Below are 22,785 nucleotides of genomic sequence, written 5' to 3'. Positions count from 1 at the left end.
GCCGATGAATCCCAATTATCTCGATTTTGAACAGCCCATTGCCGAGCTTCAGGCGAAGATTGAAGAGCTGCGCTTGGTGAGCTCCGGTAGCCAGGTCAACCTCTCCGACGAGATCACCCGGCTCGAGGAGAAGAGCCGCAAGCTGACGGAATCGATCTTCAAGGACCTCACTCCCTGGCAGGTCTCGCAGATTTCGCGCCACCCCCAGCGCCCCTATGCGCTGGACTACTTCGCGTCGGTCTTCACCGATTTCGACGAGTTGCACGGTGATCGCAACTTCGCCGACGACGCCGCGCTGGTCGGCGGCGTGGCGCGCCTCGACGACGCCCCGGTGATGGTCATCGGCCACCAGAAAGGCCGCGACGTGAAGGAGAAAGTACGCCGCAACTTCGGCATGCCGCGCCCGGAAGGCTACCGCAAGGCGTGTCGTCTGATGGAGATGGCCGAGCGCTTCAAGATGCCGGTGCTCACCTTCATCGACACCCCCGGCGCCTACCCCGGCATCGACGCCGAGGAGCGCGGCCAATCCGAGGCGATCGCCTACAACCTGGCGGTGATGTCGCGGCTCAAGACGCCGATCATCTCCACCGTGGTGGGCGAGGGCGGCTCCGGCGGGGCGCTGGCCATCGGCGTGTGTGACGAGCTGCACATGCTGCAGTACTCCACCTACTCGGTGATCTCGCCGGAAGGCTGCGCCTCGATTTTGTGGAAGAGCGCCGAGCGCGCCTCGGACGCCGCCCAGGCGATGGGCATCACCGCCGAGCGCCTGAAGGAGCTGGGCTTCGTCGATGAGCTGATCAAGGAACCGCTGGGCGGCGCCCATCGTCATCCTCAGACCACCGCCGAGCGGGTCAAGCAGGCGCTCACCGAGAGCCTCGACCGACTCAAGGTCATGGACACCGACGCGCTGCTCGAGCGCCGCTATGAGCGGTTGATGAGCTATGGCGCCCCCGCCGCCTGATCTTTCGCGGCTGCTCGACGACGCCCTGGCGGAGACCCCGCCGGGGCGTCGCGTTTGGGTCGCCCTCTCCGGCGGGCTCGACTCTTCGCTGCTGGTGAGCCTCGCTGCCCCGGCCTGTCGCCGGGCGGGGCGGGCGCTGGCCGCGCTGCACGTCGACCACGGCCTGCAGCCCGCCGCCTCCGTCTTCGCCGCGCACTGCCAGGCGCTGTGTCGCGATCTCGACATTCCCCTGCACGTCGCCCGAGTGGCGGTCGAGGCACAGGGCGAGGGGCTGGAAGCCGCTGCCCGACGGGCGCGCTACCGGGCCTTCGCCGACATCGTGCCTGCGGGCGACACGCTATGGCTTGCTCAGCACCAGAACGATCAGGCCGAGACGTTTCTGCTCGGCGCGCTGCGCGGCAGCGGCGTGCGCGGGCTCGCCGCCATGCCTCGTCGACGCCTCTGGCAGGGCGTTGCGCTGGTGCGCCCCTGGCTCGGCGTCTCTCGCCGCGAACTCGAAGACGCCGCCCGCCGCATCGGCCTGGACGGGTGCCGGGACCCCACCAACGACGACCTCGCCTTCGATCGCAACTACCTGCGCCATGGCGTGCTGCCCGCGCTCGCCTCGCGCTGGCCCGGCGCTACTGCGGCCTTGGCGCGCAGCGCGACGCTGGCGGGCGAAGCCGATACGCTGCTGGCGCAGTACGCAGGCCAGGACCTCGACGCCCTGGCCGTCGCGCCGGGCTGCATCGATGCGCTGGCGCTCAAGCGAATGGCGCCCGCGCGCCAGCGGCTATTGGTGCGCACGCTGTGTCAGCGTCAGGCGCTGCCCACCCCGCCCGCCGCGCGGCTCGAGAGCCTGCTGGCGCAGCTCGGCGCCGCACCGGATGCCACCGTGCGCGTCATCTGGCCCGGTGCTGAGGCGAGGCTCTGGCGCCAGAGGCTCTATCTGATGATGCCGCTTGAGCAGCCCGCGCACTGGGAGACTCTCTGGAACGGCCGTGAGCCGGTCACCACCCCCGAAGGGCCGCTTTCGCTGACCATGTGCCCGGAGGGAGCGGTGACATTGCGCTATCGCCAGGGCGGGGAAGTCATCGAGCTCGCCGGGCGTGGGCGGCGCAATCTCAAGCGCCTACTGCAGGAGGCGGACGTGCCGCCCTGGGAGCGCGAGCGGGTAGTGGTTGTCATGCAGGCTGAGCGCTGCCTGGGTGCCATCGATGCCTTCGGACAGGTGCTGTTCGCGGCGCGCGGGGTGGCCTTCAGGGCAGCGTTAAACGAGGGTTAGCGAGAAGCCCGCTGCCTGCAGGTAGGCCTGCTCCTGTTCGAGGTCGGTGCTCAAGAGCGTCGGCTCGCGGGTTTCGGGCAGGGTCAGCGTCAGGGTCTGTTCGCTGGCGGTCACGCCGGGCACCGTCGGTGGTTCTTCCGGGCGCGAGTGGTTGAGCAGTACCGCTAGGCGCAGGAGTCGCGCGAGGCGGGCGCCGGCGTCACGCTGGGCCGGCGGCAGCGCCTGCCACTCCTTGACCGGGAACTTGCGCCGGTGGGCGCGCACCAGGTGCGCCAAAAGCCGCTGCTCCGGGCGCGAGAAACCGGCCAGGTCCGAGTGCTCGAGCAGGTACGCCCCATGGCGATGAAACTGGCTGTGGGAGATCGCAAGGCCAATCTCGTGCACCAGGCACGCCCAGTGCAGAAAATGCCCCTGCTCCTCGGAGAGTCGCCAGGGGCCCTTCACTCGATCGAACAGTTGCCGGGCGGTGCGCGCGACGTTCTCCGCCTGGCGGGTATCGACGTCGTAGATACGCTGCAGATGGGTCAGGGTCTTGGCGCGGGTATCCTCGGCGGTGTTGCGCCCGGCCATGTCGAACAGCACGCCTTCGCGCAGCGCGCCGTCGGCAAAGCGCATCTTTTCGAGCGAGAACGCCTCGAAAATGGCGCCGAGGATCGCGACGCCTGCGGGAAACACCCGGGCGCGGTCCGGCTTGAGGCCATCCAGTGCCACCTTGTCGAGGCTCTTGCACTTGATCAGCCGTTCGCGCAGCTTCTTGAGCCCGGCGCGGGTGATCACGCCCTCCTGGGGCGTGTCCTGGTAGGCGTGGAGGACGCTCGCTGCCGCCTTGATGGTACCGCTGGAGCCCACCGGGTCGTCCCAGCCCAGCCGCTGGTAGGGGCGCTGGATGTTGGCGAGCTCGGAGAGGGCGGCGAGCTCGGCACGGCGCATGCGCTTTTCCGAGAGTTCGCCATCGGGGAAGTAGCGGCTGGTGTAGGTCACGCAGCCCATGCGCAGGCTCTCGAGCGCCCTGGGCTCGAAGGCCTCGCCGATGATGAACTCGGTAGAGCCGCCGCCGATGTCGACGATCAGGCGACGCCCGTTTTCCGCCAGCGCGTGGGCCGCACCCAGGTAGATCAGTCGCGCCTCCTCGCGTCCGGCGATGATCTCGATGGGGTGACCGAGCTGCGCTTCGGCCTGCTCGATGAAGTCCTGGCTGTTGTGGGCGTCGCGCAGGGCGTTGGTGCCCACTACGCGAAGGTTCGTGGCTTCTATGTCGTTGAGAAACGGCGCGAAGCGGGCCAGGCACTCGAGCGCGCGCTGCATCGCGGCCTCGCTCAGGTAGCCGCTGTCGTCGAGCCCGGCGGCGAGCTGAACCTTTTCGCCCAGGCGGGCGACCACTTGAAGGCGCTCGTTGGCGTAGTTGGCCACCAGGAGATGGAAGCTGTTCGAGCCGAGGTCGATGGCGGCCAGGCGCGTGGGCGCTGCGCTCTCGAGGGTCGAGGTCGCGTCGGCGGCGAGTGACATATCCTTTGGCATGCGGGATCCTTCCAGTGGTCTAGGGCAAGGTTGCGTGGCCTCGCGACCGTTGTCAATTGCCCGGGGCTTGCGTTTGTCGCGGGGCTTGACTACCATCGAACTACTGGCCCGTTCCAAACGGCTGACCGGGTGGCCCGTCGAACAGCGCACCGTTTCGTCGCCCCCGATTCAAGGCTTCAGCCTGGAACCTTCCAACACCGGCCGGAATTCCAAGTCGTCAGAGCCCGTTGACCCTGCCCGCACCCGGGTCAGGTCGTACCAATCAGATGTAAAGCACCTTCGTCGAGCATGGCCTGCGCCCTGGCGTGAACGGCTCTATCGCTCGACCTTTCCAGCGGGATCTGAACGCATCATCTGGCGGAACGTCAACGCCTCCTGTCTTATTCCCGGCGCCTGGCGCCAGCTTCCATGAGCAAGTTTCTAACACACCGATGAATCTCACCGAACTCAAGCAAAAATCCGTTCCCGAGCTGCTCGATATCGCCCGCGAAATGGGTATCGACAACCTGGCTCGCTCGCGCAAGCAGGACATCATCTTCGCTATCCTCAAGAAGCACGCCAAGAGCGGTGAGGATATCTACGGCGACGGTGTGCTGGAAATCCTTCAGGACGGCTTCGGCTTTCTGCGCAGTGCCGACAGCTCCTATCTGGCCGGGCCGGACGACATCTACGTGTCGCCGTCGCAGATTCGTCGCTTTAACCTGCGCAAGGGCGACTCGATCTCCGGCAAGATCCGCCCGCCGAAAGAGGGCGAGCGCTACTTCGCCCTGCTGAAGGTCAGCCAGATCAACTTCGACCGCCCGGAAAACGCCAAGCACAAGATTCTCTTCGAGAACCTGACGCCGCTGTTCCCCGACGAGCGGCTGCGCATGGAGATCGGCAACGGCTCCACCGAAGATCTGACCGCACGGATCATTGATCTGACCGCGCCGATCGGCAAGGGGCAGCGCGGGCTTCTGGTCTCGCCGCCGAAAGCCGGTAAGACCTTGATGCTGCAGAATATCGCTACCTCGATCACACGCAACAACCCCGAGTGCCACCTGATCGTGCTGCTGATCGACGAGCGCCCGGAGGAAGTGACCGAGATGTCGCGTACCGTGCGCGGCGAAGTGGTCGCCTCCACCTTCGATGAGCCGCCGGCACGTCACGTGCAGGTCGCCGAGATGGTGATCGAGAAGGCCAAGCGCCTGGTCGAGCACAAGAAGGACGTGGTGATCCTGCTCGACTCCATCACCCGTCTGGCGCGCGCCTACAACACCGTGGTGCCGAGCTCCGGCAAGGTGCTGACCGGTGGTGTCGATGCCCACGCACTCGAAAAGCCCAAGCGCTTCTTCGGTGCGGCGCGTAACATCGAGGAGGGCGGCAGCCTCACCATCATCGCCACAGCCCTGGTCGACACCGGCTCCAAGATGGACGAGGTGATCTTCGAGGAGTTCAAGGGAACCGGCAACATGGAAGCGCATCTGGACCGCAAGCTGGCCGAAAAGCGCGTCTTCCCGGCGATCAACATTCGCCGCAGCGGCACCCGTCGCGAGGATCTGCTGGCTTCCGAAGACGAGATGCAGCGCATGTGGATCTTGCGCAAGCTGCTGAATCCGATGGAAGATACCGCCGCGACGGAGTTTTTGATCGACCGTCTCAAGGACACCAAGACCAACCTCGAATTCTTCGAGGCGATGAAGCGCCGCTAGGGCAGGTCAGCGCGAAAGAACGGGGAAAGGCTTTTGAAATATAACGACTTGCGAGATTTCATCGCCGCCCTCGAGGCGCGCGGTGAACTCAAGCGAATCCAGGTGGAGGTGGATCCTTACCTGGAGATCACCGAAATCTGCGATCGTACCCTGCGCGCCGGCGGCCCGGCGCTTCTGTTCGAGAACGTCAAGGGCCACGACATGCCGCTGCTGGGCAACCTGTTCGGCACGCCGGAACGGGTGGCGCTGGGCATGGGGCAGGAGTCGGTGAGCGCGCTTCGCGAAGTCGGCAAGCTCCTGGCCTTTCTCAAGGAGCCGGATCCGCCCAAAGGTTTGAAGGATGCCTGGGAGAAGCTGCCCATCTTCAAGCAGGTGCTGAGCATGGGACCCAAGGTGGTGCGCAAGGCGCCGGTGCAGGAGGTGGTGTTCGAAGGCGACGAGGTCGATCTCGACACGCTTCCCATCCAGCACTGCTGGCCCGGCGACGCCGCCCCCCTGGTTACCTGGCCGCTGGTGATCACCAAGGGGCCGCACAAGAAGCGCCAGAACCTCGGCATCTACCGTCAGCAGAAGCTCGGCAAGAACCGCCTGATCATGCGCTGGCTCTCCCACCGCGGTGGGGCGCTGGACTTCCAGGAGTTCCAGAAGGCGCATCCCGGCGAACCCTTCCCGGTAGCGGTGGCGCTCGGCGCCGATCCGGCGACGATTCTGGGTGCGGTAACTCCGGTGCCGGACTCGCTCTCCGAGTACGCCTTCGCCGGGCTCTTGAGAGGCTCGCGCACCGAGCTGGTCGCGTGTCACCACGCGGATCTCGAAGTGCCGGCCTCCGCCGAGATCATCCTCGAAGGCTTCATCTACCCCGACGATATGGCGCCGGAAGGCCCCTATGGCGATCACACCGGCTACTACAACGAGGTCGACACCTTCCCGGTGTTCACCGTCACGCGCATGACCCGCCGGCGTGATGCGATCTACCACTCGACCTACACCGGGCGTCCGCCGGATGAGCCGGCGATCCTGGGTGTGGCGCTCAACGAAGTGTTCGTGCCGATCCTCAACAAGCAGTTTCCGGAAATCGTCGACTTCTACCTGCCGCCGGAAGGGTGCTCCTACCGCATGGCGGTGGTCACCATGAAGAAGCAGTACCCCGGCCACGCCAAGCGCGTGATGATGGGGGTATGGAGTTTCCTGCGCCAGTTCATGTACACCAAGTTCGTGATCGTGCTCGACGACGATGTCGATGCGCGCAACTGGGAAGACGTGATGTGGGCGATCACCACGCGCATGGACCCGGCCCGCGATACCGTGATGGTCGAGAACACGCCGATCGACTATCTGGACTTCGCCTCGCCGGTTTCCGGGCTCGGCTCCAAGATGGGACTCGATGCCACCAACAAGTGGCCCGGCGAGACCGACCGCGAGTGGGGCACGCCCATCGTCATGGATGAGGCGGTCAAGGCGCGGGTCGACGAGCGCTGGGAGTCGCTGGGTATCGGCATCGAGCTTCCCGCCTCGCGCCACGGCGGTTGAACCGATCGCGAACGAATTTTCACAAGAGGCTTTCATGAGCACAACGACGCCGAGCGCGCCCGCGCGTCAAACGGTTACCTGTCAGATCATCGATGTCGTCGACTTGAGCCCGAGCGTTTTGGGTGTCACCCTCAAGGGCGACCCGGCGGCGATAGACCATCTGCCGGGCCAGTACCTCGAGCTCGCGCTCGACTCACACACCTGGGTGCCGTTTTCCATCGCCAGCCACCGTCGGGGGGATGGCGTGATTGAACTTCACATCCAGCACCGCCCGGAGCGTGAAAACTCCGCCCGACTGCGCAGGCTCTTGACCCTGTCCGGCGAGCTCGACGTGCGCCTGCCCGGCGGCGAGTGCGTGCTCGACATGACGAGCACGCGCCCCTTGCTGCTGATTGCCGCCGGCACCGGGTTTGCCCAGATGAAGGCGATCGTCGAGGCGGTGCTCGAAGCGCAGCCCAGGCGCGGCGTGTTCATCTGGTGGGCGGCTCGCGAGCACGACGACCTCTACGCCGAGCAGCTTGCCAGCGACTGGGCGGCGCGCTTCGATAACGTCCATTTTCACGCGGTCACCGAGCTCGAACTCGCCCGGCCGCTGGCCGAGAGCCCGCGCATCGCTCATCACCAGGGGCGCATCGACGACGTGCTCGAGCGGGCGCTGCCGACGCTCGGCTTCGACGATGCCCGCGTGGCCGTCGCCGAGTGCGATGTCTATCTCTCCGGCTCACCGGGCATGGTCTACGCCTGCGTGGACGTGCTCGAGGCTCACGGGGTGAGCGCGCAGCGGCTGTTTTCGGATGTCTTCGCCTACGCCCCGCGCCCGGCGAAATAGTTCTTCTGTCTGCAAGATAGTCCTTCAGCCTGCGCAGTTGTCATTTGGCACGGATGCAGGCAGGATAGAGCTACAACGCTTATCGAGCAGGCCCTTTGGCCTTGACCGGACGACACCATGACTTCTCTGACTCACGCACCGCTGACTCTCATCGCGCCTCGCTTGACGGCGCGGTCAGCGTGCGTGTTCGGTCAGTACGTCTATTGGTTTAGCCCCGGTATGCCGAGGGCGGGCGCCTAGCCGCGCCCGCAGGCATACCGAGACCCGGTTGCCTGCCGAACGCAAGAGCCCCGGCGGGACGACCCGCCGGGGCTCTTGCGTTTCGGGTACCCGAGGATTCACGACACTTTCATCGAGGAGTTGCACCATGACCGCTTACACCAACGCTTTCGCTGCCTTCATCCAGGGGTATGGTTATGGCTGGCGATTTAGCGTCGCGCGGTCGGAACAGGCAGCCACCTCCGGCCGGGCCAACGTGGGTGGCACAACCGAAACCCGATGTCCCTTGCCGAACGAGAATTGAAACCATGAACGCACCGATGACCGCCACCCCTTCCCATCTCCAAGCTTCTGCTACGGCGTCCACGCCCCTGCCACTGCCAGCGGAGCTGCTCGAGCGCATTCGCGTCGATGCCGCCCTGAGCGAGCGACTCGACCGGCAGCGCCAGGCCGTCCAGCGCATCCTCGCCGGCGACGACAAGCGGCTTTTGGTCGTGGTCGGCCCCTGCTCGATCCATGATCCGGACGCCGCCCTCGAGTACGCCGACCGGCTCGCCACGCTCAGCGAGGCAGTCAGCGGGCAGCTTTTGCCGGTGATGCGCGTCTACGTCGAGAAGCCGCGCACCACCGTTGGCTGGAAGGGCATGGCCTACGACCCGGACCTGAACGGCGAAGGCGACATGGCGCGCGGGTTGACCCGCTCGCGGGAGTTGATGCACGCCGTCGCCGCACGCGGCCTGCCGGTGGCCACGGAGCTTTTGCAGCCCATGCTCGCGCCGTATCTCGAGGATCTTCTGAGCTGGGTGGCGATCGGCGCGCGCACCACCGAGTCCCAGCTCCATCGCGAGCTCGCCAGCGACCTGCGCGCTGCGGTGGGGTTCAAGAACGCCACCAGCGGCGACCTGCAGGTGGCCATCGACGCCATGCAGTCCGCCGCCCACCCGCACCAGCGCTTCGCCCAGGACGCCCAGGGCCGCCCGGTGATGCGCCAGAGCGCCGGTAATGCGCACACCCACGTGGTGCTGCGTGGCGGCCACGGCGAGCCCAATTATCAGGCGCATCACGTGCGCGCCGCCACCGCCCGGCTGCGCGAGGCGGGGCAGAACCCGCGGCTGATGGTCGATTGCAGCCACGCCAACGCGCGCAAGGATCACCGCCGCCAGAGCGAGGTGATGCTCGACGTGCTCGACCAGCGGCGCGAAGGCGATACCGACCTGGTGGCGCTGATGCTCGAAAGCCATCTTCACGAGGGCAAGCAGGCGCTCGACGCCGGGGCGCTGCGCTACGGCGTCTCCGTGACCGATGCCTGCGTGGGCTGGGAAACCACCGAGCATCTTCTCAAGACCGCCGCCGAGCGCCTGGCCGGCCAGTGACCTTGCGTTGGCGGGCGCGCTTGCCAAGGCCGGGCATCGCCGTATGATGGGCGCTATTTGAGCGGAGACGAGCGATGGCCTTCACCCTGCAAGAGCAGAGCCCCGCGCGCTACCGGCGCAAGGCGCGCATGATCAGCGTGATGATGGTCGGCCAGTTGATCATCTTCGGCATGCTGTTCTCGCTTCTGTTGAGCAGCGTGCTGGAGAGCGCCCTGTGGGCCCACGGGCTCGGCATCCTGCTGGGGCTTCTTGCCACCAGCGCCCTGTTCGCGGTGCTCAAGGAGCGCCCCTGGATGGCCGAGATCAACTATGTCTGGCAGCTCAAAAGCCACCTGTCGCGCATCAATGGCTACCAGGGCGCGCTCACCCGGGAGGCAGGGCAGGACAACCGCGCCGCGCTCGATATCCTGAGCTTCTACCACGCGGGGATCAATCAGGTCGTCGCGCTCAATGATCGTGCCCCGCAGGACGCCGAGCGCCAGGCGCAGAAGGCGCGGATCACCGAGCGGCGCCGTGCGCTCGGCATGCCCGAGCAGGCGGCAAGCTTCGATCCGAACGATCTCGGCGCCTTCACTCGCGACTAGCGCGCAACGCTTGCCGTCAGAAAAATACAGGGAACCCCCATGCTCGATTCGACCCTTCTCAAGTCGACTCTCTTCAGGGCGACGTTTCTCAAGGGCGTGGGCGCGCTTTGCCTCGGGGCCGGCCTTGCCGGCTGCGCCAGCGCGCCGACGCCACCGCAGGCGACCCCTATCGCCGACAATGCCGCGCCATTTCTACCCTCGGCGCTGTTTCCCGGCAGCGCCGACGGCTTCCAGGCCTGGCACTGCCAACCCGCCAACCAGCACCTCATCGGCGCCGACAACGGCCAGACGTTGCGGCTGTGGTCGTTGCACGGCGCCTGGCAGTTGCCCCGGGCGGTGGTGGCCGACGGCGCGCGCTATCAGGACGGCGACATCAGCTTCTGGGATCGCGGCGAGCGCGCGCTGGTGGAAACCCCGCGTGGCCAGCTCCAGTGCCAGCAGGCGGGCGAGCGCAAGGCGCTGACCCGGGCCGGTAATCCCGGCGTGATGTTCAAGGCCGAGGGGCGAGAGCCTTCTTGGCAGGTGACGCTTGCCCACGACGTGCCGACGCTTGCCATCGAGACCGCTACGGCGCCGGCTACGCACCAGCCCTACATGATCAGCGTGCTGGACAACCAGGCCGGGCGGGTGGTGCTCGAGAGCGCCGACGTCGAGCCCTTCTTTCGCCTGCGCATCGACGCTGGCGCCTGCTTTGACAAGGCGAGCGGCGCGCCGTACCCCGCCCGGGTCACGCTCACCTATCAGGGCGAGCAGTACAGCGGCTGTGGCCAGGGCATCGCGCCTTAGGGCGCCTGACAGCCGTAGCGCGTATTTGCCACCCGCCATTCGGGCGTGATCAAGGCACTGGCACACAGCGCGTTCTCGTCGCCCAGTGCCCGGCGGACGAGTTGCCCCAGCGCTTCACGGCTCAGGCCTCGCTGCGAGGGGCGCTGCTCGCTCGCCGCCACCGCTTGCCACTCGCCGTTCTCACGGGTCGCCAGGGTGAAAGTGAACGGGTGAAAGCCCGGAAATCCCAGGCGCAGGTCGGTGGCGGTCAGCGTTTCCATGCTGTCGATGGACTCGATGTCGTAGCGCAAGAACATCCCGCTGAACCAGGCGAGCCGTTCTCCCTTGGCTGTCGCAAGGGCGATCTTCTCGAGCGGCTGCTGCTCGCGCTGGAAGGTCTCGAGGCGCGGCGCCTCATTGTCGAAGACGCTGACGAGACTCTCGACGTACCGCTCGTTTTCCACCACCGTGGCCCGCCACAGCAGGATGTTGAAGGGCGTAGGCTGGACGATGCGCGGCGCCTGTGACAGCTCCTGCGCCTCGAGCACCGGCGCCAGGCGTGCCTCGACCACGCCCTTCATGCCCGCTGCCATCAGCAGATAAAAACTCGAGAACAAAAGCCCGAGGGCGCAGTAGTGCACGACCCGGCGCGACACGCAGGCGGCGACGAGTCCGCCCAGCAGCGCCAGGGTGTAGAGCGGGTCGATGATGAACACGATCGGCCAGGCGGCGGGGACGACGTCCAGCGGCCAGAGCAGTTGGGTGCCGTAGGTGGTCAGCGCGTCGAGCATCGGGTGGGTGACCAGCGCCAGGGTGAAGAAGCACCACCAGCGGGCAAGCGACAGGCGTGGACGGACGAAGTATCGGCACACCAGCGCCAGCAGGGTGCCAAGCCCCGTCAGCACGAACAGCGAATGGCTGAAACCGCGGTGCTCGGTGACGTTGGCGATGGCGTCGCCGTAATCCAGCGCCACATCGAGATCCGGCAGGGTGCCCAGCAGCGCGCCGATCAAGACCGCCTTGCGGCCCAGACGTCGGCCCATGACGGCGCCGCCCACGGCAGCCCCCAGGGCGGCTTGTGTGATCGAGTCCACGGTGATTCCTTGGTAAGAGAGCGGGAAAGTGGCGTTATTGTGCGACATTGTTGTTGTCGCCGTCGCGTGTAGCGGTGTTGTACAGATTAAACGCTGGCGCTGCACTTCAGCGATTGCTCAATCCCGGCTATTCTGTTCCCATTATCCCGCTTGCATCTTCACTTATCGCGACCGATAGATAGAAGGGAGTCTCTATGCAGTTTCTACATACCATGGTGCGTATTCGCGACATCGACGCTTCACTGCGTTTCTACTGCGATCTGCTGGGCCTTCAGGAGGTGCGTCGCAAGGAGAGCGAGAAGGGCCGCTTCACGCTGATCTTCCTCGCCGCGCCGGAAGACGCCGAGCGCTCCGAGCGCCTCACCGCCCCGGAGCTCGAGCTGACCTACAACTGGGACCCGGAAGAGTACGACGGCGGGCGCAACTTCGGCCATCTCGCCTACCGCGTCGATGACATCTACGCGCTGTGCGACAAGCTCCAGCAGGCCGGCGTCACCATCAATCGCCCGCCGCGCGATGGCCACATGGCCTTCGTCAAGTCGCCGGACGGCATCTCCATCGAGCTTCTGCAGAAAGGCGAGGCGCTGCCCGCCCAGGAGCCCTGGGCCTCCATGGAAAACAGCGGCAGCTGGTAACGCATAGGAGCGTTTGGGGTGAAAAGACACTTGTTGAGCGTTTTGGCCGTGAGCACCGCGCTGGTGCTCGCCGCTTGCAGCAGCACGCCGGATAACGCGTCCCGCGCGCCGGTCTCCCAAGGCGATGGCGGGCTTTCCGGGCCGTTGGTGGGCGCGCGCTGGAATCTGCTGCTGATGGGCACCGACGAACGCCTGTCCATGCCACAGCCGGCGTTTTTCCAGATCACGCGCGACGGCAAGATTGCCGGCAGCGATGGCTGCAATACCTTCAACGGCACGGTCGGGCTGGGCGAGAGCCAGCGCATCGAAGTGGGCGAGCTCGCCACCACGCGCATGGGCTGCGCCAAGCTCGAGGACGCCAAGCGGGTGACCGGCATGCTCGAGAACGCCTACCGCTACCTGATCGATCACGACCGGGTGGTGTTCTTCGGCCCGGACAGCCGCGTGCTCGGCGGCTGGCGCAAGGCGAACTAGGCCTTGACGGCGGACCAGGCCCGGCTCGAGGCGGTGTGGCGCATCGCGCGCGACGCCGCCAAGGCCATCATGACGCTCTACCGCAACGAGATCGCGGTCACGCTTAAGGCCGACCAGAGCCCGGTCACCCAGGCCGACCTGCTCGCCAACCGGCGCATCGTTGCAGCGCTCGAGCGCCTCGATCCCGCCACGCCGATTCTCTCCGAAGAAAGCGTGGAGCGCTTTTCGGGCCCCGGGCCCGACGCCACCTACTATTTGGTCGATCCGCTGGACGGCACCAAGGAGTTCATCAAGCGCAACGACGAGTTCACCGTCAACATCGCGCTGATTTGCCAGGGGGCGCCGGTGCTCGGCGTGGTGGTGGCGCCGGCGCTCGACGAAAGCTATCTGGCGGCCCGTGGGCTGGGCGCCTTCAAGGTGAAAGGCGAAAGCGACTGGCGACCCATTCGTACCCGGGCGCCGGGCACCGAGGGGTTTCACGTGCTGGGCAGCCGCTCCCACCGCGACGCGCGCCTCGACGACTGGCTGCGCGCACTCGGCCCGCATCGGGTGACGCCCATGGGCAGCTCCTTGAAGGCGTGCCGGATTGCCGAAGGCGCGGCGGACGTCTATCCCCGCTTCGGGCCGACCAGTCTGTGGGATACCGCCGCCGCTCAGGCGGTGGTCGAGGCGGCCGGCGGCTGCATGATCGACGCCCAGGGCCACCCGCTGAGTTATGCCGCCCCGCGTCAGGTGCAGAACCCGAGCTTTTTCGTCTGGGGACGCCGTCCCTGAGCGGTTGACAAGCGCTGGCAAGGCAGGGCATTGCGTGATAGACTTCGCCATCCTCTCAGACAAGATCCGTGGACGGGCAGCGATCAAGCTGCGCGTTTCACTCTCTGGCAGAGCAGAAAAGCTCGCCGGATCAATTGGTTGTTACGGAAATGTCGAGCACTGGCCACGGCCAGTCGACAGACACATAGTTCATTCGTTGCCGATCAGGCAACCCTATTCTCCAAGGAGATACCAGTGGCGAACAGCAAGCAAGCTCGCAAGCGCGCCCGCCAGGCCGAGACTCGTCGCGTCCTGAAAGCCAGCCAACGCAGCATGGTCCGCACCTACATCAAGCGCGTGATCAAGGCGATCGGTACCGGTGACCACGCCAAGGCAATGGAAGAGTTCAAGGCCATGCAGCCGGTCGTCGACCGCATCGCCGACAAGGACGTGCTGTCCAAGAAGAAGGCCGCACGCCTGAAAAGCCGCTTGAACAAGCGAATTAAAGCGCTGGCAGCGTAAGCCGGCAGCGTCTTGGAAAAACCGGCTACGGCCGGTTTTTTTGTGCCCGTACCCACCCAGGATCGACGGACCACGATGACCGAACCCTCCTCTGAACCGACCCAGGTCGCCAAGCGCGGATTGATGCACTCGGGGCTGGTGGTCAGCTCGATGACCATGCTGTCCCGCGTGATGGGGCTGGTACGCGACGTGGTGGTGGCGATGTTCCTCGGCGCGGGCAACGGAGCGGATGCGTTCTTCGTCGCCTTCAAGATTCCCAACTTCCTGCGCCGGCTGTTCGCCGAAGGAGCCTTCAACCAGGCCTTCGTGCCGGTGCTGTCGGAGTACTCGACACGCCGCGACAAGCAGGAGATCCGCGAGCTTCTCGACGCCGTGGCGGGCAGTCTCACCGCGCTTCTGGCGCTGATCACGGCCCTTGCCATGCTCGCCGCGCCCTGGCTGATCTGGCTGTTCGCCCCGGGCTTCGGGCGCGATCCGGAGAAGCTTGCGCTGACCGCGGACATGCTGCGGCTGACCTTCCCGTATCTCTTGCTGATCTCGCTGACCGCGTTCTCCGGCGCCGTGCTCAATACCTGGAACCGCTTCGCCGTTCCCGCCTTCACGCCGGTGTTCTTGAACCTGTCGCTGATCGGCGCGGCGCTCTTTCTGATGCCGCTGATGGAGGAGCCCGCCATGGCGCTGGCCTGGGGGGTGCTGATCGCCGGCGTCGCCCAGCTTGCCTTCCAGGTGCCGTTTCTCTACCGCCTCGGGCTTCTGCCCACGCCCTGGCCCAACTTTGCCCACGACGGCGTCAAGCGCATTCTCAAGCTGATGGCGCCGGCACTGTTCGGGGTCTCGGTGTCCCAGATCAACCTGCTGCTCGATACCATATTGGCCTCGCTGCTGGCGGCGGGCAGCGTCTCCTGGCTCTACTACTCGGACCGCCTGGTGGAGCTGCCGCTCGGGGTGTTCGGCGTGGCGATCGGCACGGTGATCCTGCCCGCTCTCTCCAAGCGCCACGCCGAGCGCTCCGGCGAGCACTTCGCGCGAATGCTCGATTGGGGCATTCGCATGGTGCTGCTGCTCGGTGTGCCCGCCGCCCTGGCGCTGGTGGTACTGGCCGAGCCGCTACTGATCACGCTGTTCCACTACGGCGCGATGACCGACAGCGACATCCAGATGTCGGCGATGAGCCTGCGCGCCTACGCCGTGGGGCTGGTGGCCTTCATGCTGATCAAGGTGCTGGCGCCGGGCTTCTTCGCGCGCCAGGACACCAGGACACCGGTCAAGGTCGGCATCATTGCCATGGTGGCCAACATGGTGCTTAACCTGATCCTGATCTGGCCGCTGGCTCATGCGGGGCTGGCGCTGGCCACGGCGCTCTCGGCGTTTCTGAACGCGGGACTACTCGGCTACCTGCTGCACCGCGAGCGGGTGCTGGTATTTCAGCCCGGCTGGGGGCGCTACGCGGTGCAGCTGCTGGGCGGCAGCGCCCTGATGGGGGCGGCGCTCCATGCGGCCGCGCCGCCCTGGCAGGCCTGGCTCGATGTCGGCCTTTCACTTCGGGTGAGCTGGGCGCTGGGGCTGGTGGTGCTGGGCGGCGGGGTCTATTTCGCCTGGCTGGGGGCCTTGGGGCTGCGGCCGCGCCATTTCAGGATCCAGAGCTGAGCCGCAGGCAATCTTGACTGCACCTTCGAGGCGCGTTCGTTATAATCGAAGGCTTTATCGACGGGCACGTTGACTGGCACGCATTAACCGACCGAGGGGCCATGCACGTTATACGAGGTCTGCACAATCTAGACGCCAGCGCGCGCGGCTGCGTTGCCACCATCGGCAACTTCGACGGCGTGCATCGCGGCCATCAGGCGATACTCGAGCAGTGCCGCGAGCACGCCGCGCACCTTGGCGTGCCGCTGACGGTGGTGGTGTTCGAGCCCCAGCCCCGGGAGTTCTTCGCCGGCGAGCAGGCGCCGCCCAGGCTCACGCGCCTGCGCGAGAAGGTGCGCCTGCTGGGCGAGCTCGGCGCCGAACGGGTGCTGTGCCTGGCCTTCAACGAGGCGCTTCGAAGCCTCACCGGGCGTGAATTCATCGATCGGGTGCTGATCGAGGGGCTCGGCGTGAAGCACTTGGTGGTTGGCGACGACTTTCGCTTCGGCTGTGACCGGCGTGGCGATTTCGAGCTGTTGAAGGCGGTAGGCGACGCCGAGGGGTTCGGCGTGGAGCACACCCGCACTTTCACCCTGGACGACGAGCGGGTGTCGAGCACGCGGGTGCGCACGCTGCTCGCCAGCGGCAACTTCGCCGCCGCCGAGCGCCTGCTGGGCCGGCCCTATTCGCTCGCCGGGCGGGTGGTGCGCGACCAGCAGCTTGGGCGCACCATCGGCGCGCCGACGGCCAACCTGCCGCTGCTGCCGAAGCCTTTGACGCTACGCGGGGTGTTCGCGGTGATCGGCGAGCTCGAGGATGGCCGGCGCTACCCCGGGGTCGCCAACGTGGGCTTTCGGCCCACGGTAGGCGCCACGCGGCCGACCCTCGAGGTGCACCTGTTCGATTTCGACGGCGATCTCTACGGTACGCGGCTGACGGTGATTCCCTGCGCGCGCCTGCGCGGCGAGGTGAAGTTCGACGACTTCGCGGCGCTGAAGGCGCAGATCCAGCGTGACCAGGCGCGGGCGCGGCGCTACTTCGGTTTGACGAACACGACTTCCAACGCGACTTTCGCACGCCCTGCAGGCGAGGGCTGGCTGGCTTCGGCGCCGCTCGGGCGAGAGGCCGCTTCTTCTGATTTCCCTTCGGCGGACGACGCCGATGCTAACGACGGCTGACCGGACTATGGACTACAAGCACACGTTGAACCTGCCTGACACCGACTTCCCCATGCGCGGCATGCTGCCCAAGCAGGAGCCGGGGCGCGTCTCGCAGTGGCAGGACATGAACCTCTACCAGCGTCTGCGCGAAGCGCGCGCGGGTGCGCCGCTGTTCGTGCTTCACGACGGCCCTCCCTACGCCAACGGCAGCATCCATATCGGTCACGCGCTCAACAAGATCCTCAAGGACATCATCGTCAAGTCCAAGAACCTGGCCGGGTTCGACGCGCCTTACGTGCCGGGCTGGGACTGTCACGGCCTGCCCATCGAGCACAAGGTGGAGACGACCCACGGCAAGCATTTGGAGCCCGCGAAGGCCCGTGCGCTGTGCCGCGAGTACGCAGCCGCCCAGGTCGAGACCCAGCTTGCCGACTTCGTGCGCCTCGGGGTGATCGGCGACTGGGATCACCCGTATCGCACCATGGACTTCGCCAACGAAGCCGGGGAGATCCGGGCGCTGGCCGACATGGTCGAAGCGGGCTTCGTGTTCAAGGGCCTCAAGCCGGTCAACTGGTGCTTCGACTGCGGCTCCGCCCTGGCCGAGGCCGAGGTGGAGTACCAGGACAAGAAGTCCGACGCCATCGACGTCGCCTTCCCGGTGGAGGATGCCGACAAGCTGGCCGCGGCCTTCGACCTCGAGAGCCTGGCCAAGCCTGCCGCCGTGGTCATCTGGACCACCACGCCCTGGACGATTCCCGCCAATCAGGCGCTCAACGTCCATCCGGAATTCACCTACGCGCTGGTCGACACCGGCGAGCGCCTGCTGCTGCTCGCCGAGGAGCTGGTCGAGAGCTGCCTGGCGCGCTTTGGCCTCGACGGCGAGGTGATCGCCACCGCCAAGGGTCAGGCGCTCGAGCTGATCGATTTCCGCCATCCGCTCTATGATCGCCGCTCGCCGGTCTACCTGGCCGATTACGTCGAGAGCGAGATCGGCAGCACCGGCATCGTCCACTCCGCGCCCTCTTATGGCGTCGACGACTTCAACACCTGCCGCGCCTACGGCATGAGCTTCGATGACATGCTGAACCCGGTGCAGGGCAACGGCGTTTATGTGGATGATCTGCCGCTGTTCGGCGGACAGATGATCTGGAAGGCCAACCCTAAGATCGTCGCGGCTCTCGACGAGGCCGGCGCCTTGATGGCCCATACGCCCATCACCCACAGCTACATGCACTGCTGGCGCCACAAGACCCCGGTGATCTACCGCGCCACCGCCCAGTGGTTCGTGGGCATGGACATCGCGGGCAAGGATGGCAAGACCCTTCGCCAGCGGGCGCTGGAGGCGATCGAGGCCACCCAGTTCACCCCGGCCTGGGGCAAGGCGCGGCTGCACAGCATGATCGCCAACCGTCCGGACTGGTGCATCTCGCGCCAGCGCAACTGGGGCGTGCCGATTCCGTTCTTCCTGCACAAGCAGACCGGCGAGCTGCACCCGCGCACCGTCGAGCTGATGGAAGAAGTCGCCAAGCGCGTGGAAGAGCAGGGCATCGACGCCTGGTTCAGCCTCGATCCGCAGGCGCTGCTCGGCGCCGAGGCCCATGACTACGACAAGGTGATGGACACCCTCGATGTCTGGTTCGACTCCGGCACCACCCACCGCCACGTGCTCCGGGGTTCCCACCCGCAGGGCCACGAGAGCGGCCCGCGGGCGGATCTCTACCTGGAAGGCTCGGACCAGCACCGCGGCTGGTTCCACTCGTCGCTCTTGACCGGTTCTGCCATTGACGGCCACGCCCCTTATCGCCAGCTTCTGACCCACGGCTTCACGGTGGACGCCCAAGGGCGCAAGCAGTCCAAATCGCTGGGCAACGTGGTCGCCCCGCAGGCGGTGATGGACAAGCTCGGCGCGGACATCCTGCGCCTGTGGGTCGCCTCGACGGACTACTCCGGCGAGATGGCGGTATCCGACGAGATCTTGAAGCGCACCGCCGACGTCTACCGGCGTATCCGCAATACCGCGCGCTTTCTGCTGGGTAACCTCAACGGCTTCGACCCGGCGACCAATCAGGTGGCGTTCGACGACATGATCGCCCTGGACCGCTGGATCGTCGACCGCGCGCTGCAGCTTCAAGCGCGCATCCAGACCGCCTACGACGAGTATCGCTTCCGCGACGTCTACCAGCAGGTGCACGACTTCTGCGCCCGCGACCTGGGCGGCTTCTACCTGGACATCATCAAGGATCGCCAGTACACCACCCAGCCCGATTCGCTCGCCCGGCGCAGTTGCCAGAGCGCGCTGTACCACGTGATCGAGGCGCTCAGCCGCTGGATCGCGCCGATCCTCTCCTTCACCGCCGAGGAGATCTTCGAGCACATCCCCGGTGAGCGCGGCGACAGCGTGCTGCTCGAGACCTACTACGAGGGGCTCGAGGCCCTCGACGACGACGCACCCATGGGGCGCGCCTTCTGGGAGCGGGTGCTCGAGGTCAAACAGGCGGTCAACAAGCGCCTGGAAGAGGCGCGTAACGAAGGCGAGATCAAGGGGTCGCTGGATAGCCAGGTGACACTTTTCGTGAGCGACGAACTCGACGCCGTGCTCTCGCGCCTGGAGGACGAACTGCGCTTCGTGCTGATCACCTCCGAGGCGACGCTTGCGCCGCTTACCAAGGCTCCGGAGGGCGCGCACAGCGAGCTCGAAGGTCTCAAGGTGGCGGTGACGCCGAGTCCTTATGAGAAGTGCGAGCGCAGCTGGGAGCGCCGCCCGGACGTGGGCAGCCATCCGGAGCACCCGACGCTGTGCGAGCGCTCGATCCTGAACCTGCCGGACGGCCCGGGCGAGGTGCGCCGCTATGCCTGATTCCGTTGCTCCGATGGCTCGACCGCCCATGCGCCAGCCGCTTCGTTGGCTGTGGCTCGCCGTGGCGGTCATCGCCCTGGATCTGTCGAGCAAGTACGCGCTGAGCCATATGCTCGTCTACAATCGCCCGGTAGAGGTGCTGCCGTTCTTCGATCTGCGTCTTTTGCACAACACGGGCGCCGCGTTCAGCTTCCTGGCCAGCCACCCCGGCTGGCAGCGATGGTTCTTCGCCATCGTCGCCGTAGGGGCGAGCATCGGCCTGACGGTGTGGCTGTCGCGCATTCGCGCCGACGAGAAGCTGCTCGCGATCTCGCTGCCCTTGATCATCGGCGGGGCGCTGGGCAATCTGTTCGACCGGCTGGTGCACGGCTACGTGGTGGATTTCCTGTCGTTTCACGTCGCCGGCTGGTACTACCCGGCCTTCAACGTGGCGGACATCGGCATTACCCTGGGCGCCATCGGGCTGATCTGGGAATCCTTCATGGGCGACCGGCGCCGTCGCAAGGCCGCACCGGCCGACAGCACCCACTAGGAGCACGCATGGACTACGTCATCGACGAGGGTATGGAGATTACCCTGCACTTCACCCTGAAGCTCGAGGATGGCACGGTGGTCGACTCTACCAGGGAGAAAGCCCCGGCCACCTTCACCTTCGGTGATGGCAACCTGCCGCCGGGCTTCGAGCATCCGATCAAGGGGCTCGCGCCGGGTCAGCAGGGCGCCTTCGAGATCACCCCGGAGCACGCCTTCGGCCAGCACAATGCCCAGAACATCCAGCTGCTCAAGCGCGCCGACTTCGGCGACGACGAGCCGGAGGTCGGCATGGTGATGTCCTTTGCCGACAAGGCGGGCACCGAGCTTCCTGGCGTGGTCAAGACCATCGACGGCGATCGGGTCGAGGTTGATTTCAATCATCCCTTGGCCGGGCGTACACTGACCTTCGAGGTCGAGGTGCTCGACGTCAAGCCGGCCACCACGCACTGAGCCCGGCACGCCCCGCTGCGAACCGAACGCGTTCGGCGCGCGGTTGTCTGGTAGAGTACAGGCTTTCATCCATCAAGCGATGCTCACGCATCAAGGCGCCTTTATGCACGCACCCCATACAGAGCCTTCGGAATCGACGCATCCGATGACCATTCAGTTGGCCAATCCCCGCGGTTTCTGCGCCGGGGTGGACCGCGCCATCGATATCGTCAACCGGGCACTCGACGTGTTCGGCCCGCCGGTCTACGTGCGCCACGAAGTGGTCCACAACAAGTTCGTCGTGGATTCGCTGCGCGAGCGCGGCGCGGTGTTCGTCGAGGAGCTCGACGAGGTGCCGGACGATGTCATCGTGATCTTCTCCGCCCACGGCGTCTCCCACGCGGTCCAGGAGGATGCCGACCGGCGCGGGCTCAAGGTGTTCGATGCCACCTGCCCGCTGGTTACCAAGGTGCACATGGAGGTGCTGCGCTACGCCAAGCGCGGTCAGGAGTGCATCCTGATCGGCCACCAGGGGCACCCGGAGGTCGAGGGCACCATGGGGCGCTACGATACCTCCTTCGGCGGGCGCATCTATCTGGTCGAGGACGAAGAAGACGTCGCCAATCTCGAGGTCGAGAATCCGGCGACGCTTTCGTTCGTCACCCAGACCACGCTGTCGATGGACGACACCGCCAAGGTGATCGACGCCCTGCGCGACAAATTCCCGGAGATCCAAGGCCCGCGCAAGAACGATATCTGCTATGCCACGCAGAATCGTCAGGACGCGGTGCGCGAACTCGCCGCCGAAAATGACCTGATCCTGGTGGTGGGCAGCCCCAACAGCTCCAACTCCAACCGCTTGCGCGAGCTCTCCGAGCGCATCGGCACGCCCGCCTACCTGATCGACAACGCCGAGCAGATCCAAAGCGCCTGGCTCGAGAACGTCTCGCGCATCGGCGTCACTGCCGGCGCCAGCGCCCCGGAAGTGCTGGTGAAGGGCGTGATCGAACGGCTCAAGGGCCTCGGCGCGACCGATCCCACCGAGCTTGCCGGTCGCGAGGAGAACATCACCTTCTCGATGCCCAGGGAGCTGCGTGAACAGGTGATCGTCAGCGGGTAATGCAAACGACGGGCGTTTTGGCCATACTGGGCGTATGGGCTAACTAAAACGAGACCTGTCGAGTGGCTTCTTTCCTAACGGGCCGCGCCGCTGTCCAACGGTGGCGCTCACGCGGCTTCACCCTCATCGAAATGCTCGTCACGGTGGCGATCGTGGCTATCCTGGCGGGCATCGCTTACCCAAGCTATCAGCGCTATCTACACCATTCGCTTCGCGCCGATGCCCAGGCGGGGCTGGTCAACGCCGCCGCCGACCTCGAGCGCTGCTATGCGCGAAATCAGCGTTACGCGGGCTGTTCGATCTCCCCGACCTCCCCCGACGGCCGCTATCGGCTCGCCTTCACCGCCGGCGCCGGCGGCTACCTGCTCACTGCCACCACCGACAAGAACGACGGCTGCGAAACGCCGCTGGCGCTCGATGGGCTAGGTGAGCGCTTTCCCACGGCGTGCTGGTGATGAGCGGCCAGCGCGGCTTCTCCTTGGTGGAGGCGCTGATCGCGCTGGTAGTTCTGTCGCTCGGGCTGGTCGGCGCAGCCGCCATGCAGCTCAAGGCGCTGGATAGCGCTGACGAAGGCTACCGCCGGGCGCTGGCGAGCGTGGCCGCGCTGGATGCCCAAGAGCAACTCTGGGCAGCGTATCGGCATACCAAGCAGTGCGCCGAGATCGAGGTCGGGCGTATCGAAAGCGCCTGGCGACGGCACTGGTTCCAGCACCCGGAAGCGGCGCTGGCAGAAACGGCGTGGGGCAGTATCCAGCGTGACGCCTGCGACTTCCAGATCACCATTGTCCACGCGGCGCCGGGCAGTGCGCCGTTTGCCTTTCGTTTCGAGCTACCCGTCAAACCCTAG

23 protein-coding genes are annotated in these 22,785 nt (G+C 66.1%); 21 read left to right on the top strand and 2 right to left on the bottom strand.

The features are described 5' to 3' along the window. Positions 1 to 4 precede the first annotated feature (4 nt). Both GEV37_RS15290 and tilS read left to right on the top strand, forming a co-directional pair. Positions 5 to 961: an acetyl-CoA carboxylase carboxyltransferase subunit alpha gene (locus tag GEV37_RS15290; protein WP_227391135.1), complete on the top strand. Its 957-nt coding sequence runs from the start codon at positions 5 to 7 to the stop codon at positions 959 to 961. After that, positions 942 to 2,225: a tRNA lysidine(34) synthetase TilS gene (gene tilS / locus GEV37_RS15285; protein ID WP_227391134.1), complete on the top strand. Its 1,284-nt coding sequence runs from the start codon at positions 942 to 944 to the stop codon at positions 2,223 to 2,225. Before GEV37_RS15290 ends, tilS begins: the two co-directional genes overlap by 20 nt. Here tilS and ppx read toward each other — a convergent pair. Beyond that, entirely contained in the window at positions 2,211 to 3,743 is a 1,533-nt protein-coding gene (gene ppx / locus GEV37_RS15280; protein WP_227391133.1) for an exopolyphosphatase, read from the bottom strand. The two genes, tilS and ppx, sit on opposite strands and share 15 nt — an antisense overlap. A 431-nt stretch (positions 3,744 to 4,174) precedes the next feature. On the opposite strand from ppx, the gene rho reads away from it, so the two are divergent. The 7 genes from rho to GEV37_RS15245 all read left to right on the top strand — a co-directional run bounded on the left by rho (position 4,175) and on the right by GEV37_RS15245 (position 10,755). Further along, complete coding sequence (gene rho, locus GEV37_RS15275) at positions 4,175 to 5,434, top strand: transcription termination factor Rho (protein ID WP_227391132.1); 1,260 nt, start codon at positions 4,175 to 4,177, stop codon at positions 5,432 to 5,434. Between the two features lie 33 nt (positions 5,435 to 5,467). Continuing rightward, a complete protein-coding gene (ubiD, locus tag GEV37_RS15270) occupies positions 5,468 to 6,964 on the top strand; it encodes a 4-hydroxy-3-polyprenylbenzoate decarboxylase (RefSeq protein WP_227391131.1) in 1,497 nt (498 codons plus the stop codon). Positions 6,965 to 6,998: 34 nt separating this feature from the next. Beyond that, positions 6,999 to 7,793 carry a ferredoxin reductase domain-containing protein gene (locus GEV37_RS15265; RefSeq protein WP_227391130.1) on the top strand — a complete coding sequence of 265 codons (795 nt, stop codon included), beginning with the start codon at positions 6,999 to 7,001 and terminating at the stop codon, positions 7,791 to 7,793. Positions 7,794 to 8,160: 367 nt separating this feature from the next. After that, positions 8,161 to 8,316 carry a hypothetical protein gene (locus tag GEV37_RS15260; RefSeq protein ID WP_227391129.1) on the top strand — a complete coding sequence of 52 codons (156 nt, stop codon included), beginning with the start codon at positions 8,161 to 8,163 and terminating at the stop codon, positions 8,314 to 8,316. Positions 8,317 to 8,320: 4 nt separating this feature from the next. After that, positions 8,321 to 9,385, top strand: coding sequence for a 3-deoxy-7-phosphoheptulonate synthase (locus GEV37_RS15255; RefSeq protein ID WP_227391128.1), 1,065 nt, complete (start codon positions 8,321 to 8,323; stop codon positions 9,383 to 9,385). Between the two features lie 74 nt (positions 9,386 to 9,459). Further along, positions 9,460 to 9,969: a DUF3087 family protein gene (locus tag GEV37_RS15250; protein WP_227391127.1), complete on the top strand. Its 510-nt coding sequence runs from the start codon at positions 9,460 to 9,462 to the stop codon at positions 9,967 to 9,969. A 39-nt stretch (positions 9,970 to 10,008) separates the two neighbouring features. Continuing rightward, a complete protein-coding gene (locus tag GEV37_RS15245; protein WP_227391126.1) occupies positions 10,009 to 10,755 on the top strand; it encodes a C-type lysozyme, inhibitor in 747 nt (248 codons plus the stop codon). On the opposite strand, the gene GEV37_RS15240 is transcribed toward GEV37_RS15245, so the two are convergent. After that, positions 10,752 to 11,828: a metal-dependent hydrolase gene (locus GEV37_RS15240; RefSeq protein WP_227391125.1), complete on the bottom strand. Its 1,077-nt coding sequence runs from the start codon at positions 11,826 to 11,828 to the stop codon at positions 10,752 to 10,754. The two genes, GEV37_RS15245 and GEV37_RS15240, sit on opposite strands and share 4 nt — an antisense overlap. 194 nt (positions 11,829 to 12,022) lie before the next feature. On the opposite strand from GEV37_RS15240, the gene gloA reads away from it, so the two are divergent. From gloA to GEV37_RS15175, 12 genes are all read left to right on the top strand, one after another. Beyond that, the gene (gloA, locus tag GEV37_RS15235) at positions 12,023 to 12,463 is read left to right on the top strand and encodes a lactoylglutathione lyase (protein ID WP_227391124.1); all 441 of its coding nucleotides are present in this window, start codon (positions 12,023 to 12,025) and stop codon (positions 12,461 to 12,463) included. Between the two features lie 30 nt (positions 12,464 to 12,493). Next, entirely contained in the window at positions 12,494 to 12,937 is a 444-nt protein-coding gene (locus GEV37_RS15230; protein ID WP_227391227.1) for an META domain-containing protein, read from the top strand. A 3-nt stretch (positions 12,938 to 12,940) separates the two neighbouring features. Continuing rightward, entirely contained in the window at positions 12,941 to 13,711 is a 771-nt protein-coding gene (gene cysQ, locus GEV37_RS15225; protein ID WP_227391123.1) for a 3'(2'),5'-bisphosphate nucleotidase CysQ, read from the top strand. Between the two features lie 234 nt (positions 13,712 to 13,945). After that, the gene (rpsT, locus tag GEV37_RS15220) at positions 13,946 to 14,212 is read left to right on the top strand and encodes a 30S ribosomal protein S20 (RefSeq protein WP_018918970.1); all 267 of its coding nucleotides are present in this window, start codon (positions 13,946 to 13,948) and stop codon (positions 14,210 to 14,212) included. Between the two features lie 75 nt (positions 14,213 to 14,287). Then, a complete protein-coding gene (gene murJ, locus GEV37_RS15215) occupies positions 14,288 to 15,859 on the top strand; it encodes a murein biosynthesis integral membrane protein MurJ (protein WP_227391122.1) in 1,572 nt (523 codons plus the stop codon). Between the two features lie 101 nt (positions 15,860 to 15,960). Continuing rightward, entirely contained in the window at positions 15,961 to 17,016 is a 1,056-nt protein-coding gene (gene ribF, locus GEV37_RS15210; protein ID WP_227391121.1) for a bifunctional riboflavin kinase/FAD synthetase, read from the top strand. A 7-nt stretch (positions 17,017 to 17,023) separates the two neighbouring features. Next, a complete protein-coding gene (gene ileS / locus GEV37_RS15205; protein ID WP_227391120.1) occupies positions 17,024 to 19,855 on the top strand; it encodes an isoleucine--tRNA ligase in 2,832 nt (943 codons plus the stop codon). A gap of 28 nt (positions 19,856 to 19,883) precedes the next feature. Further along, positions 19,884 to 20,387: a signal peptidase II gene (lspA, locus tag GEV37_RS15200; protein ID WP_386111697.1), complete on the top strand. Its 504-nt coding sequence runs from the start codon at positions 19,884 to 19,886 to the stop codon at positions 20,385 to 20,387. An 8-nt stretch (positions 20,388 to 20,395) separates the two neighbouring features. After that, the gene (gene fkpB / locus GEV37_RS15195) at positions 20,396 to 20,839 is read left to right on the top strand and encodes an FKBP-type peptidyl-prolyl cis-trans isomerase (RefSeq protein ID WP_227391118.1); all 444 of its coding nucleotides are present in this window, start codon (positions 20,396 to 20,398) and stop codon (positions 20,837 to 20,839) included. 145 nt (positions 20,840 to 20,984) lie between these two features. Next, complete coding sequence (gene ispH / locus GEV37_RS15190) at positions 20,985 to 21,938, top strand: 4-hydroxy-3-methylbut-2-enyl diphosphate reductase (RefSeq protein ID WP_227391117.1); 954 nt, start codon at positions 20,985 to 20,987, stop codon at positions 21,936 to 21,938. 62 nt (positions 21,939 to 22,000) lie between these two features. After that, the gene (locus GEV37_RS15180) at positions 22,001 to 22,393 is read left to right on the top strand and encodes a type IV pilin protein (RefSeq protein ID WP_338035136.1); all 393 of its coding nucleotides are present in this window, start codon (positions 22,001 to 22,003) and stop codon (positions 22,391 to 22,393) included. Then, entirely contained in the window at positions 22,393 to 22,785 is a 393-nt protein-coding gene (locus tag GEV37_RS15175; RefSeq protein WP_227391116.1) for a type IV pilus modification PilV family protein, read from the top strand. The genes GEV37_RS15180 and GEV37_RS15175 overlap by 1 nt, the downstream gene beginning before the upstream one ends.

The organism is Vreelandella malpeensis (genome assembly GCF_020622355.1).
In the GTDB taxonomy this organism is placed as follows: domain Bacteria; phylum Pseudomonadota; class Gammaproteobacteria; order Pseudomonadales; family Halomonadaceae; genus Vreelandella; species Vreelandella malpeensis.
This window is presented reverse-complemented; position numbering and strand designations above follow the sequence as displayed.

Excerpts from the sequence above, each read along its gene's own strand:
- GEV37_RS15175 (WP_227391116.1), top strand. The coding sequence starts at position 22,393 with ATGAGCGGCCAGCGCGGCTTCTCCTTGGTGGAGGCGCTGATCGCGCTG.
- GEV37_RS15250 (WP_227391127.1), top strand. The coding sequence starts at position 9,460 with ATGGCCTTCACCCTGCAAGAGCAGAGCCCCGCGCGCTACCGGCGCAAG.
- ribF (WP_227391121.1), top strand. The coding sequence starts at position 15,961 with ATGCACGTTATACGAGGTCTGCACAATCTAGACGCCAGCGCGCGCGGC.
- ppx (WP_227391133.1), bottom strand. The coding sequence starts at position 3,743 with ATGCCAAAGGATATGTCACTCGCCGCCGACGCGACCTCGACCCTCGAG.
- fkpB (WP_227391118.1), top strand. The coding sequence starts at position 20,396 with ATGGACTACGTCATCGACGAGGGTATGGAGATTACCCTGCACTTCACC.
- murJ (WP_227391122.1), top strand. The coding sequence starts at position 14,288 with ATGACCGAACCCTCCTCTGAACCGACCCAGGTCGCCAAGCGCGGATTG.
- GEV37_RS15265 (WP_227391130.1), top strand. The coding sequence starts at position 6,999 with ATGAGCACAACGACGCCGAGCGCGCCCGCGCGTCAAACGGTTACCTGT.
- GEV37_RS15255 (WP_227391128.1), top strand. The coding sequence starts at position 8,321 with ATGAACGCACCGATGACCGCCACCCCTTCCCATCTCCAAGCTTCTGCT.
- tilS (WP_227391134.1), top strand. The coding sequence starts at position 942 with ATGGCGCCCCCGCCGCCTGATCTTTCGCGGCTGCTCGACGACGCCCTG.
- GEV37_RS15260 (WP_227391129.1), top strand. The coding sequence starts at position 8,161 with ATGACCGCTTACACCAACGCTTTCGCTGCCTTCATCCAGGGGTATGGT.
- ispH (WP_227391117.1), top strand. The coding sequence starts at position 20,985 with ATGACCATTCAGTTGGCCAATCCCCGCGGTTTCTGCGCCGGGGTGGAC.
- GEV37_RS15290 (WP_227391135.1), top strand. The coding sequence starts at position 5 with ATGAATCCCAATTATCTCGATTTTGAACAGCCCATTGCCGAGCTTCAG.
- ileS (WP_227391120.1), top strand. The coding sequence starts at position 17,024 with ATGGACTACAAGCACACGTTGAACCTGCCTGACACCGACTTCCCCATG.
- GEV37_RS15245 (WP_227391126.1), top strand. The coding sequence starts at position 10,009 with ATGCTCGATTCGACCCTTCTCAAGTCGACTCTCTTCAGGGCGACGTTT.
- rho (WP_227391132.1), top strand. The coding sequence starts at position 4,175 with ATGAATCTCACCGAACTCAAGCAAAAATCCGTTCCCGAGCTGCTCGAT.
- gloA (WP_227391124.1), top strand. The coding sequence starts at position 12,023 with ATGCAGTTTCTACATACCATGGTGCGTATTCGCGACATCGACGCTTCA.
- lspA (WP_386111697.1), top strand. The coding sequence starts at position 19,884 with ATGCGCCAGCCGCTTCGTTGGCTGTGGCTCGCCGTGGCGGTCATCGCC.